The organism is Luteibacter sp. P4_E6, from assembly GCF_056401535.1.
The window spans coordinates 1-12,980 of sequence record NZ_JBFUJE010000075.1; the positions used below are offsets into that span (position 1 = coordinate 1).

General features: G+C 62.1%; 12 protein-coding genes. 9 read left to right on the forward strand and 3 right to left on the reverse strand.

All coding sequences use genetic code 11. The annotated features are described in order from the left end of the window. Positions 1 to 134: 134 nt before the first annotated feature. Complete coding sequence (locus tag AC1DT2_RS07240; RefSeq protein ID WP_477295498.1) at positions 135 to 524, forward strand: cupin domain-containing protein; 390 nt, start codon at positions 135 to 137, stop codon at positions 522 to 524. A gap of 95 nt (positions 525 to 619) precedes the next feature. After that, positions 620 to 1,579: an MBL fold metallo-hydrolase gene (locus tag AC1DT2_RS07245; RefSeq protein ID WP_477295500.1), complete on the forward strand. Its 960-nt coding sequence runs from the start codon at positions 620 to 622 to the stop codon at positions 1,577 to 1,579. On the opposite strand, the gene AC1DT2_RS07250 is transcribed toward AC1DT2_RS07245, so the two are convergent. Then, positions 1,572 to 2,540, reverse strand: a complete 969-nt coding sequence (locus tag AC1DT2_RS07250) for a hypothetical protein (protein WP_477295502.1) — start codon at positions 2,538 to 2,540, stop codon at positions 1,572 to 1,574. The two genes, AC1DT2_RS07245 and AC1DT2_RS07250, sit on opposite strands and share 8 nt — an antisense overlap. Positions 2,541 to 2,647: 107 nt before the next feature. Beyond that, positions 2,648 to 4,402 (reverse strand): MOSC domain-containing protein, encoded by a 1,755-nt coding sequence (locus AC1DT2_RS07255; RefSeq protein WP_477295504.1) that lies wholly within the window; start codon positions 4,400 to 4,402, stop codon positions 2,648 to 2,650. Between the two features lie 167 nt (positions 4,403 to 4,569). On the opposite strand from AC1DT2_RS07255, the gene AC1DT2_RS07260 reads away from it, so the two are divergent. After that, entirely contained in the window at positions 4,570 to 5,478 is a 909-nt protein-coding gene (locus AC1DT2_RS07260) for an alpha/beta fold hydrolase (RefSeq protein WP_477295506.1), read from the forward strand. On the opposite strand, the gene AC1DT2_RS07265 is transcribed toward AC1DT2_RS07260, so the two are convergent. Next, complete coding sequence (locus AC1DT2_RS07265; RefSeq protein WP_477295508.1) at positions 5,471 to 5,992, reverse strand: NAD(P)H-dependent oxidoreductase; 522 nt, start codon at positions 5,990 to 5,992, stop codon at positions 5,471 to 5,473. The two genes, AC1DT2_RS07260 and AC1DT2_RS07265, sit on opposite strands and share 8 nt — an antisense overlap. On the opposite strand from AC1DT2_RS07265, the gene AC1DT2_RS07270 reads away from it, so the two are divergent. The 6 genes from AC1DT2_RS07270 to AC1DT2_RS07295 all read left to right on the forward strand — a co-directional run. After that, positions 5,949 to 6,332, forward strand: a complete 384-nt coding sequence (locus AC1DT2_RS07270) for a DUF1801 domain-containing protein (RefSeq protein ID WP_477295510.1) — start codon at positions 5,949 to 5,951, stop codon at positions 6,330 to 6,332. The genes AC1DT2_RS07265 and AC1DT2_RS07270 overlap by 44 nt on opposite strands. Before the next feature lie 327 nt (positions 6,333 to 6,659). Next, positions 6,660 to 9,290, forward strand: coding sequence for a magnesium-translocating P-type ATPase (gene mgtA / locus AC1DT2_RS07275; RefSeq protein ID WP_477295512.1), 2,631 nt, complete (start codon positions 6,660 to 6,662; stop codon positions 9,288 to 9,290). A gap of 56 nt (positions 9,291 to 9,346) precedes the next feature. After that, positions 9,347 to 9,694, forward strand: a complete 348-nt coding sequence (locus tag AC1DT2_RS07280) for a zinc ribbon domain-containing protein YjdM (RefSeq protein ID WP_477295514.1) — start codon at positions 9,347 to 9,349, stop codon at positions 9,692 to 9,694. A 110-nt stretch (positions 9,695 to 9,804) separates the two neighbouring features. After that, positions 9,805 to 10,356 (forward strand): peroxiredoxin, encoded by a 552-nt coding sequence (locus AC1DT2_RS07285; RefSeq protein WP_477295516.1) that lies wholly within the window; start codon positions 9,805 to 9,807, stop codon positions 10,354 to 10,356. Between the two features lie 45 nt (positions 10,357 to 10,401). Continuing rightward, positions 10,402 to 11,046: a haloacid dehalogenase-like hydrolase gene (locus AC1DT2_RS07290; protein WP_477295518.1), complete on the forward strand. Its 645-nt coding sequence runs from the start codon at positions 10,402 to 10,404 to the stop codon at positions 11,044 to 11,046. A gap of 181 nt (positions 11,047 to 11,227) precedes the next feature. After that, positions 11,228 to 12,980, forward strand: a 1,753-nt coding sequence (locus tag AC1DT2_RS07295; RefSeq protein ID WP_477295520.1) for a phosphocholine-specific phospholipase C, incomplete at its 3' end; no start/stop codon positions are given.

Genomic DNA, 12,980 nt, shown 5'->3' on the forward strand with positions numbered 1-12,980 from the left:
GCTCGATGCCGAGGCGACGATTCTCGCCAATCCGGCAGACGATCACACGCTCAAGATTTTCGATCCCGCGATCAAGGGCAAGACCGACCGCTTCATGCTGCGCTTCAAGAAGCCGGCACAGTAAGGAGAGTGTCATGCATCGATTTAAACCAACAATGTGCGGCCTGGTTGCCATCGCGGCGCTTCTTGTGGGCACCTCGGTACAGGCCGATAAGCGCACGCAGCTGTCACAGCACGACCTGAGCATTCCAGGATGGGAGGAAGTCCAGGCGCGGGTCGACCTCGACCCCGGCCATATCGCCGCGAAACACCGTCACCCCGGCGAGGAGATCATCTACGTCGTCGAGGGGACGATCGAGTACGACCTGGAAGGCAAGCCGCCGGTGACGCTGAAAGCCGGCGACGTCCTGTTCGTCCCCAAGGGCGTCGTCCACAGTGCAAAGAATGTGGGCACGACGAATGCTGCCGAGATCGGCACGTACATCGTGCCGAAGGGCCAGCCCCTCCTGGAATGGGTGAAGTAACGAACCCGGCCGGATTCAACAAGAATTCGGCCGGACAGGGGCGCTGAATAGGAGGACCGCGACGGCCGCCTCGTCGCTATCAGGGAGACAGCGATATGAAACGCAGTCGGCTCCAGACCGTTCTTCTCGACGTTGCCGTGACGCTGGCCGCGGTCGGCGGTGCCACCGTCGGCATGGCCCGGGCAGAGGGTCCCACCAAGCCGGTCAGTCCGGTCATCATGATCAACAAGGCCGCCGCCACGACGCCGATCGACACCACGCCCTTGCGCGGCCCGCTCAGCATGCTTTCGGGCTCCGGCGGAAACATCACCGTCCTGACGGGCAAGCAGGGCAAACTGATGGTAGATGCCGGCATCGCGGTATCCCGGCCACGAGTCGAGGCCGCGCTTGCGGCGATAAGCAACGCGCCCATCAAATACCTGATCAATACCCACTATCACTGGGATCACACCGACGGGAATCCCTGGGTTCGCGACGACGGCGCGACGATCATCGCAACGGCAGGCACGGTGAAGCGGGTCTCGAGGTCCATACGCGTCGACGACTGGGACTTCACCTTCCCGGCCCTTCCAGCCCGGGCGATTCCTACCGAGGTGCTAACGGCCAACAAGACCTATCACTTCGACGGCCAGACCGTGGAGGTCGTGTTGGTCGATCCCGCCCATACGGATACCGACCTGTATGTTGTCTTCAAGGAGGCCAACGTGGCCTCGCTCGGCGATCTCTTCTGGAACGGCGTGTATCCCTTCATCGACAACGAGAACGGCGGTGGTATCGACGGCATGATCAAGGCTGACGATGCCGTGCTCGCCCGGTTGAAAGACGATGTCGTTCTTGTCCCGGGCCACGGCCCCGTCGGCAACAAGAAGCAGTTCCGCGAGTTTCGCGACATGCTTGCCGGCGTTCGCGACAAGGTGTCCGCGCTGAAGAAGCAGGGAAAGTCGCGTGACGAAGTGGTCGCGGCAAAGCCGACCGCGCCGTATGACGCGGTTTACGGGCACTTCGTGATCGATCCGGATTTCTTTACCCGTATCGTCTACGACGGGCTCAGGTAGCTTCCCAGGTACCCATGTCGAGCGAGTCCGGCGACCACCCGTCTTCAAAAAGCATCCACCGTTGCCGCAGTGCGCTACGGCGACGGACGATGCGCCTGGGAACGAACTGCCAGAATTGCTCAGCCTCGGCGAAGGACGCCGTGCCGTGGGAACCCAGAAGAACATCTCCCGTCATCTGGAGTACGTCTCCGGTCCGGAAGTCGGCGCACCATAATCCAGCCCGGGGATTGAGCAGGAAATTACCCAGCGTGTTGTAGAACGTGTTGCCTGGGAACTCCGGAACGGTAATGACCCCATTCGCCTCGACGCGCATGAATCCAGGGAGTCCGCCGCGATGGGAAACATCGACCTGAYGCTCACCACCCTCGCGATCGACATAGGAAGCGACGAAGAACGTGTCGCCCGACGCGATCAGTGCGCGGGCCGGCTCGTCCAGAGCGGGCAGTTGTTCGGCGATCGCCGGCTGCCATTCGGCCTTTGACGAGGGGAATGAGGCGTCCCGTGCCTGGATGTACTTGGGACAGTTACCGAAACTCTGTTCGATCGCGAGCCTGAATACTCCGTGCGATTCACGTTCGATGTGACCGTTCAACCGAAGACGGCGTCGCATCGACAGGTCGATGCCGAGCATGCCGACCGCCTCACCCCCTTCAAGTCCCTCATCCGCGGGGTCGGCCGTGTCGCGTTCCGACGTGACGTCGAGCGCAAATGCCCCGTGCGCTGCCAGAAACCCCGGGCGCCCCTCGATCATCGTCGCCCAGACGTCACCGGCCCGATCGACGCTGCCGATTACGGCATACGACAGCCGAGCATAGAACGCCTGTTGGACCGCGCTGAGGTTGTTTCGAAAGAGACGGACGTCCAGGCCAGCCAGGGCATCGTCCACGCCCGCGCGGTGCTGCATGGCACGCTCGCCCGCATGCCATGTCGAAGCGAGCTTCGCGCGGTTCGGGTCAGCCAAGGTGAGCTCCATGTCGGGGCAGGGCAGGCGGTACCTCTCAACAAGACCATAGCCGAGGTCGGGACGACACGCTTGTCGGGACCGGCTATTTTAGTCGTTTCGAGCGCCTAGAGATCCAGCTCGATGTCACCCGACGGTGCGCTGCAGCAGATCAGGATGCGTCCCGTCGCGGGAGGTTGAAGCGGCTCCGTGAAGTACGAGACGGTCCCGTCGATCATGGCCGTCTCACAGTTATGACAGACGCCCGAGCGGCAGGACCACCGGACCGGAACATCGCAGGCTTCCGCCAGGTCCAACAGGCTGGTGTATCGCCCGTTCCAATGCACGCTGAGGCCGCTTCGAACGAAGGTCACCAGCGCACCCTCCGTTGAGGCATCGTCCGGTGGGTGGGGTGCTCGAGGCGCGGTGGGGACGATCCCGGGACGGAGCGCTTCGACGCCGGCGAAGAGTTCCGAGGAGACGTTCGTATCCGGGAATCCTGCGGCGTGAAGGCTGGTCCGTGCTTCCTCCATGAATGCCATGGGACCGCAAAGATAGACATGGGCATCAAGTGGGATAGCGAGCCGATCCAGCGTCGCCAGGGTGATCCGGCCTCGAACGTCATACTCGCGACCGATGCCGTCCGCTTCGCCAGGCTGACTGAATGCAATGAGGCGTATCGCGGGTCCGAGCTGTCGAAGCAAGCCGTCCACTTCGGTGGCGAATGCGTTCTCCTCGCCGCTGCGCGAACCATGAATCCAATAGATCTTCTTTGCGTAGGTTGTCGGATCGCCGGCCAGCTCGCGGAGCATCGCCAGAACAGGAGTGATGCCGATGCCTGCGCTCCAGAAGACCAGTGCATGGTGGTCGGGCCCGAGAACGAAGCTCCCGCGCGGTGCACTGATGCTCAGGCGGTCGCCTTCGTTGATGTGGCCATGCAGGTATTGGCTTCCCTCGCCACCCGCCCGTTTCACTGAGAAACGATACCGGCCCGGCGTGCTTGCGTCGGAAAGCGAATAGCTTCGTATGAGCGGCAATTGCGGGGGAGGCCGCGTCAATCTGACCACGATGAACTGGCCGCCGCGAGCCGGAGGCAGGGCGGGACCCTCGGCCGCTTCGAGTACGAAGGACTTGACCGAGGTACTTTCCGAAACGATCGCTTGCACCGTGACGTCGCGGAAGCCACGCCAGGCCGGTTCAGCGTTCGGCAATCCGGTCAGGCCAGCGTTGCCTGGGGCATGGGGGCCAGCGGCAAGCATCGATTCCAGCGACTCTCGCCAGCCCTTGCTGAGGGCGGGCACACGAATGGCGCGTTCCAGAGCGTCGCGCGGGTGGTCAGTCAGATAGAGCAGGGCGTCGATCTCCGCGACGCTCACGTCGCTGCCCGAGAGCTCTTTCGTAATGACGTCGCCGGTGCCTATGAATCCCTCTTCAATCACGCGGCAGTAGAATCCGGGTCGCTTATGCGAGACCAGTAGCGAAGGCATTCTCGGCTCCTCCAGCCGAAGTCCCACGCGGTAACAGGTGACACGCGGCTGGGTGACCTCAAGCAGGGCGCCGCCCATGCGAAAGCGGTCACCGATGAAAACCTCGCTATCGGCCAGGCCATCGACGGTGAGGTTCTCGCCAAACGAACCCCATGCCATGGGCGGTCTGCCGAGAAACGCCTCCCAGTGCCGATAGGACTCGACCTGATAGACCATGACGGCGCGGTGTTCCCCGCCATGCCCCTGGAGGTCGCCTTGCCCGTCGCCGTCGATGTTGAGCCGGCGCGCCATGACCCGGCCCGTGACCGGCGCCTTCCACACACTGGTGTAGACGACCTGGCCTTGCCACGAAACGTCCTTCGGCAAGCCGACATTCACGGAGACCAGCGTGGCCATGACCGTCACCTCAATGGGCGGACTTACATGGCTTCCATAGTGCGTCGGGTTGGCGTCGTCAATCAAGCCGCACTGTGCGAATCGTCAAAAAGCACGCGAGCGAACAAGCCAGACCCCGGAAGAGTCCGTAGGCTGATACGTGATGTTCACCTCGGAGATCCGTGTCTATGAACGCGCAAGTCAAACCCGTAGCGAACGCCGCCCCCGTCGTGGTGCACCACCGGTTCGCGACCATCGAAGGGCTGAAGATCTTCTACCGTGAGGCGGGCCCGGCGGACGGCCCGGTGGTCCTGTTGCTCCACGGGTTCCCCACCTCGTCGCACATGTTTCGCAACCTGATCCCGCTGCTTGCGGACCGATACCACGTCATTGCGCCGGATTACCCCGGTTACGGCCAAAGCGACATGCCGGACCCGGCCACGTACGCCTACACCTTCGATGGATTCGGCGATATCGTGGAGAAGTTGCTCGCACAGCTCAGCGTGACGTCATTCGCGATGTATGTGATGGACTACGGCGCACCGGTCGGCTGGCGGTTGTTCCTGAAGACACCGGAACGGGTGACGGCTCTCGTCATCCAGAACGGAAACGCTTACGACGAAGGCCTGAAGACGTTCTGGGATCCGATCAAGACGTACTGGAACGATGGCAGCAAGACGAGCAGGGACGCGCTACTCGGACTGGTCACGCTGGAGACGACCATCTTCCAGTACACCGACGGTGTCGACGACAAGACCCGTGTGTCGCCGGATAACTGGATCCACGACCAGGCGCTTCTGGATCGTCCGAAGAATGCGGACGTGCAGATGGATGTCATGTACGACTATCGCACCAACCTTCCGCTATACCCGGCTGTGCAGGAACTGTTCCGCAAGCACCAGCCGCCCACCCTGATCGTCTGGGGTGAGCGCGACTTCATCTTCCCGGCCGACGGTGCGCATCCCTATAAACGCGACCTCAAGGACCTCGAGTTTCATCTGATTCCGACAGGGCATTTCGCCCTGGAAGACCGTGCCGATGAAATGGTGCCGTTGATCCGCAGTTTCCTCGATCGGAAAATCGGCGACGCTAAATAACGTCAGACATCGAGAAATGCGCTTGAAGGGCCGTCTCGGTCGCGTCCCTGGTGGCCGCGACGGCCTCTGTGCCTGCGCCCGTCCCCTCGACGGAAAAGAACCTGAGGTCGTGCAGGCCGATCAGCGCAAGGATGGTCGTGAGGTAGGGCGTCAGGAAGTCGGGCTGGCGTGCGCGCTCACCGGAGAACCGGCCACCAGACGCCACCGCGATGTAGACCGGCCGATCATGCAGCGTGCCGACCTTTCCCGCCGAGGTCATGGTGAAGGTGCGCCGGGCGCGAACGACGTGATCGAGCCATGCCTTRAGTACCGAAGGTACGGTCAGTACGCCGGGTCTCAAACCCAGGGCTCCCGTCGGTACGACCGAAAAGTCGCCAGCGGCCTCTCGCGTGCTCGCGAACACGTTTCGCCCGGATTCCGTCGGCTTCCTCCTCGGCGCCGTTTGACTGTCGTGAGCCAACAGGAGAGACATGGTGAGCCAGGAAAACCCTTCCTTACGCATTGACGAATACATCGCCGGTCTTGCTGACTGGCGCGGTCCGATGTTGGCGCGCCTGCGCAAGGCGATCCTCAAGGCGGATCCGGCTATCGTCGAGGCATGGAAGTGGATGGGAAGCCCCGTGTGGGTTCTTGATGGAAACCTCCTGGTCGGTAACGCGCACAAGGAAAAAGTCAAACTCACCTTTGCCCATGGCGCGGCCCTCGCTGATCCGGACAAACTGTTCAACAACGGCTTCGGCGGCAAAGTATGGCGCGCGATCGATCTCTTCGAGGGCGATACGATTGACGAGAAAGCTCTGACGGCGTTAGTACGAACCGCCGTCGCATTCAATCGTGGGAAGGCGAAAAAGTGACTCACGTTAATGAAGGGCTATCACTCGGTCTCGGCATTCCGGCGTGTCTTCACCGATGACAAAATTTACGGATTCTTTTCGCCGAAGCGGTTGCACGTCACGCCGCGCCATGGAACTCTATTCAAAGCACTCCTGTCCTCCCAGACCAAAGCATATGGACGTCTACCCTAGTCGCAACGTCGGCATCCGCGAGCATCGGATACCGGCGGCGCATAACAACCTGACTGTCTGCGGCAACCGCCTGCGGTCGGCCGGCGCCTTCCTCGACTAGGGAAGTCCGGCCCGCTCCTGACGGCTGCCTGCGGCGCCGTTACAAGGAGATGGGCCATGAAGCTCATTCACGATTACGCACCGGTCCGCGTGTCCGTTGCGATGGAAGCGTTCCTCCATAACGAGGCATTGCTCGCCGCGCTGGACACCAGCGCCGCTGGCCTCGATGAAGCACAGATCGCCCAGCGGCTGGATCGCGACGGCGCGAACGAGGTGTCGCATGAGAAGCCACCGCATGGGTCGCTTCAGCTGCTGCACGCGTTCAAGAATCCATTCATCGTGGTGCTGCTGGTGCTGGCGGGGGTGCAGCTACTGACCGATCGCACGAACCTGACCGGTCCGACGATCATTGCGGCGATGGTATCGATCAGCGTGTTCCTGAGTTTTGCCCAGGAATACCGCTCCTCGAAGGCGGCCGAGAAGTTGAAGGCGATGGTGCGCAACACGGCAACACTGACGCGCCGGGCCGCGGACGGGCACGCGGAGCGAATCGATGTGCCGGTGTCGGAGCTGGTGGCCGGCGACATCGTRCATCTGGCCGCCGGCGACATGGTGCCCGCCGACCTACGCCTGCTGAGCGCGAAGGACCTCTTCATCAGCCAGGCTATCCTCACCGGCGAATCATTGCCTGTGGAGAAGGCTGCACCTTCCCCTCGGGACATCACCGGCGAGACGGGGCCGGGCCCGGAGGACAATCCGCTGGACCTTCCGAGTGTCTGCTACATGGGCACCAACGTCGTCAGCGGCACGGCGACAGCCGTGGTCGTGGCCACGGGGGCGCGCAGCTATCTGGGTTCGTTGGCGCGCAACGTAGTCGGCAAGCGCGTGCAAACGAGCTTCGATCGTGGCGTCAAGAGCGTGAGCTGGTTGCTGATTCGCTTCATGGCGGTGATGGTGCCGATCGTCTTCGTCATCAATGGCGTTGACAAGCACGATTGGTTGCAGGCGTTCCTGTTCGCACTCTCCGTGGCGGTCGGCCTGACACCCGAAATGCTGCCGCTGATCGTGACGGCCAACCTCGCCAAGGGCGCCATCGCGATGTCCCGGCGGAAGGTCGTGGTGAAACGGCTCAATGCGATCCAGAACTTCGGTGCGATGGACGTGTTGTGCACGGACAAGACCGGCACGCTCACCCTGGACAAGATCGTTCTCGAACGCCACATCGACCTCTACGGCGAGGAATCGGACGAAGCCCTGGAGTTTGGCTACCTCAACAGCCGCTTCCAGACCGGACTGAAGAACCTCATGGACAAGGCGGTTCTGGAGCATCGCGACCTCGAGGCCACCGCGGTGCATTTCCACGTCGTTGACGAGATTCCGTTCGACTTCCAGCGCCGCCGCATGTCGGTCGTGGTGAGCGGCGGCAACTCTCAAGATCTGTTGGTGTGCAAGGGCGCGGTCGAGGAGATGCTATCGATCTGTACGCTGGCCAAGGCCGGCGACGACATCCTGCCGATGACCGACGAGCACCGGACTGCGATCAAGGCGATGACGCACCGGCTCAATGAAGACGGCCTGCGTGTGCTGGTGGTGGCGATCAAGTATCAGCCGCCGGCAGGGCGCCCGTATGGCGTGGCAGATGAAAGCGGTCTTATCGCGGTGGGCTGCCTGGCGTTCCTGGATCCGCCGAAGGATACGGCGGGCAAGGCGATTGCCGCGCTTAACCATCACGGTGTCGAGGTGAAGGTCATCACCGGGGACAATGAAGCGGTCACGCGTAAGATCTGCCGTGAAGTCGGCCTGGATGTGGAGCACTCCGCGCAGGGCAAGCACATCGAGCCCCTGGACGACGATGCGCTCGATGCGCTGGTCAAGCGAACGACCGTCTTCGCCAAGATGGCGCCGCTGCAGAAAGCGCGTGTCGTCAAGTCCCTGCAACGCCAGGGCCACACCGTCGGCTTCCTGGGCGACGGTATCAACGATGCACCGGCATTGCGCCAGGCCGATGTCGGCATCTCGGTCGATACGGCCACGGATATCGCCAAGGAGTCGGCTTCCATCATCCTGCTGGAAAAGAACCTGATGGTGCTTGAGGAGGGTGTGATCGAAGGCCGCATCACCTTCGGCAACATCATCAAGTACATCAAGATGACCGCCAGCTCGAACTTCGGCAACATGTTCTCGGTGCTGGTGGCGAGCGCCYTCCTGCCGTTCCTGCCGATGTTGCCGTTGCAACTTCTGGTGCTGGACCTGCTGTACCACACCTCGCAGCTGTCGATTCCGTTCGATCGCATGGATGACGAGTACCTGCGCAAGCCGCGAAAATGGGATGCCAGCGACATCGGCCGTTTCATGGTGTGGATCGGTCCGGTCAGTTCCATCTTCGATATCACCACTTATCTGCTGCTCTGGCATGTCTTCGGCGCGAATTCGCCCGCGCACCAGTCATTCTTCCAGACAGGCTGGTTTATCGAGAGCCTGCTGACCCAGACGCTGATCGTCCACATGATCCGTACGCGCCGGATCCCATTCCTGCAGAGCGTGGCTTCCGCTCCGGTCCTGGCGTTGACGACGGCCACGATCCTGATCGGCCTGGTCTTACCCTTCACCTCGCTGGGGTCGACATTCGGCTTCGTCGCCTTGCCGCCTGTCTACTTCGGCTGGGTTGCCGTCACGGTGCTTACTTACTGTGTCCTGACCCAGATTGTGAAGACGGTCTACATTCGCCGATACGTGCGCTGGCTCTGAAAAGAAGCATAAGCGGCTACTATTTGCGGTTACCTACCAGATAAGAGCGCTTTGCCGTGGAAACATCCGATATCCCTGCTTGTCCGCTTTGCAACATGGAAAACACCTACCCCGACGGCGACAGCTACGTCTGTCCGGATTGCTCGCACGAATGGCCCCAGCGGTCGGCGTCTGCCGAGGAGGGCGACGCCGTGGTGCGCGATGTCCACGGCAACGTCCTCAACAATGGCGACACCGTTGTGGTGATCAAGGACCTGAAGGTGAAAGGCTCGTCCATTCCGCTCAAGCAGGGTTCGGTGATCCGCAATATCCGTCTGGTCGAAGGCGATGCCGAGCACATCGAAGGCAACTCCGACAAAATCAAGGGTCTTGTGCTCAAGGTCTGCTTTCTGAAGAAGAGCTGAGAGCTAGCGCCAGATGGGTTCAGGGAAGCTGCTCCAGGACGGCATCCACGACACCTCGCCTGACGTATATGTATGCTGTCTTTCTATCCCTGCCCAAGGAGACTCCCGCCGTGAAGCCATTGATGATCCTCGCCGCACTCGCACTGGCCGGTACGGCCGCGCTCGCCACCCCCGCCTCCGCCGCCCTGAAGGAAGGCACACAGGCGCCGGAGTTCACCGCGCCGGCCTACCTCGCCGGCAAGCCGTTTACTTTCAGGCTCGCCGATGCCCTGAAGGAAGGCCCGGTGGTGGTCTACTTCTTCCCGGCAGCACACACGGATGGCTGCAATGTCGAAGCCCACATGTTTTCGGAGGCGATCGACAAGTTCAAGGCGCTGCACGCCACGGTGATCGGCGTGACGGCGGGCAACACCGGTGAGCTGGCGGATTTCTCGAAGGAGAACGAACACTGCGGCGGCAAGTTCCCGGTGGCGGCCGACGAGGGTGCGAAAATCGCAAAAGAGTACGACGCCATGCTGACGCTTCGGCCGGGCTGGTCGGACCGTACGTCCTATGTGATCGCTCCGTCGGGGAAGATCACGCACGTCTATTCGAGCCTCAAGCCGCAGAAGCATGTCCAGGAGACGCTCGACGCCGTGAAGGCGATCGAGGGTAACCACTAAACGGTGCAGCTCGATTCGACGCCCGAGGTCCGACGGGATTGCGCCGTGTTCGATCTGGACAAGACGCTGCTGTCGGCGGATTCAACCGTAACCTGGATGCGCGGCTTGCTTAGCGCGTCTCCATGGAAGCGGCTTGCCTTACTGCCGGTCCTTCCCGTGGCATGGGTTCTTCTTCACCTCTCCTGGGCGAGACGCGCGGGCGCGTCCGTCCTGCTGTGGATTACCACCTACGGACTTGATCGCTCTGCCGTGGAGCAAAGCATCGACGCGTTCGCAACGCGTTTCGAGGGAGGCCTGCAAGGCTTGCGTTGGTTTGACGATGGCATGGAACGACTTGGAGAGCACATCGCCCGTGGCGATCGTGTGGTTGTCGTTACGGCGGCTCCCCAATGGCTCGCCGAGCGGTTGCTCGTTGCCTTCGGCAGCGATCTGGAAGTCATCGGCTCGACCCTGCGAAGGGCAGGTGGCGGCTGGATCATGCAGCGCCACTGCCGCGGCGCCGAGAAGTGCCGGATGCTTTCCGAAGCGGGATACGGTGAAGCATGGCGGTACGCCTATAGCGATAGCGAGGATGACTCGCCGATGCTTGCACGGGCACAGGAAGCCTTCCTCATCAACCCGAGTACGACGACTCAACGACGAGCCGCCGCACGCGGAGTGGTTCATGCCGTCGCGGTTTGGTGGCGGTAGGCCGATTCGGATAGCGACGCTCTCGACGCCTCTTCCTGCCGGGATCGCCCATGGCAGCCAAGTGTGATGTCCGTTGCGATTTCAGACAGGAGAAGCCGCGGGGAGCGTTAACGTGCACAAATTGTCATAACCCGTCGTGATAATCGCCGGCGCAGGGGACAACCAGCGCACGGGGATACGCATGACGATCCAGGACCGACGACACTTCCTGAAGCTTTCCCTTGGCGCGGCGGGTGCCGCGTTCACGGCGTCGGTACTGCCGCCATCCATCCAGAAGGCGCTCGCGATACCCGCGGCACGTCGTACTGGCACGCTCAAGGACGTCGAACACGTGGTCATCCTCATGCAGGAGAACCGCTCGTTCGATCATTACTTCGGCAGCATGCGTGGCGTGCGAGGCTTCGGTGATCCCCGGACACTCACGCTCTCCAGTGGCCGCTCAGTCTGGCACCAGCCGCTGACCGCCGGCAGTGACGACTATCTGCTCCCGTTCCGCCCGCAGGCGGACAACCTCGGCCTGCAGTTCATCGAAGATCTTCCGCATGGCTGGAACGATACGCACGCCGCCTTCAACGCCGGCAAGTACGACCAATGGGTGCCGTCGAAGGGCACGACGACCATGGCTTACCTGACGCGCGAGGACATCCCGTTCCACTATGCGCTGGCGGACGCCTTTACCGTCTGCGACGCGTATCACTGCTCGATGCTTTCCTCGACCGATCCCAACCGTTACTACATGTGGACCGGTTACGTCGGCAACGACGGGCAGGGTGGCGGACCGGTGCTCTCCAATGCGGAGCTGGGCTACGGCTGGACGACCTACCCGGAACGTCTCGAAGCGGCCGGCGTGTCGTGGAAGATCTACCAGGACGTGGGTACCGGCCTCGACGCGGCGGGCGGCTGGGGCTGGGGTTCCAATCCCTACATCGGCAACTATGGCGACAACTCGCTCCTCTACTTCAATCAGTACCGGAATGCCGAGCCGGGCAATCCGCTGTACGACAAGGCCCGCACGGGCACGAATACACTGAATGGGCAGTCGCTGTTCGACCTCCTGCAGAAGGATGTCATGGCCGACCGCCTACCGCAGGTCTCATGGATCGCGGCACCCGAAGCGTATACCGAGCACCCCAGCTGGCCCGCCAACTACGGTGCCTGGTATGTCGACCAGGTGCTCGATGCCCTGACCGCCAATCCGGACGTCTGGAGCAAGACGGCACTGTTCATCACCTACGATGAAAACGACGGCTTCTTCGATCACATGCTACCGGCGTATCCGCCGCAGTCACGTGACCGGGGGCTGTCTACGGTCAGCATCGATGGTGAAGTCTACGCGGGCGGCAACGGTTTCAACGCGGGTGTTTACGGCCTGGGCGTGCGTGTGCCGATGATGATCGTCTCACCGTGGAGCAAGGGCGGCTGGGTGTGTTCGGAGACCTACGACCACACGTCCATCCTCCGTTTCCTCGAGCAGCGCTTCGGTGTGCGCGAGCCGAACATCTCTGCCTGGCGGCGTGCGGTCTGCGGCGACCTGACCCGCGCCTTCGATTTTGAAGGCCACGATGGGCGCGTGCCGCCTTTGCCCTCGACCACGGGCTACCAGCCTGATCGCACTACCCACAGTGACTTCAGTCCGACGCCGCCTACTCACCAGCAGCTTCCGCGACAGGAGCGTGGGCAACGTCCGGCGCGTGCACTGGCCTACGCACTCGAAGTGACAGGCAAGCTCGACCAGGCACAGGGACGTTACGTCCTTGGATTCGGCAACACCGGCGACATCGGTGCCTGCTTCAGCGTGACCTCGTCGCTCCGTTCCGACGGTCCGTGGACCTATACGGTGGAAGCCGGTAAATCGTTGTCCGACTACTGGACCAGCTCCAACAGCGGCGATGCGTACGACCTCACGGTGATCGGACCGAACGGATTCCTTCGCC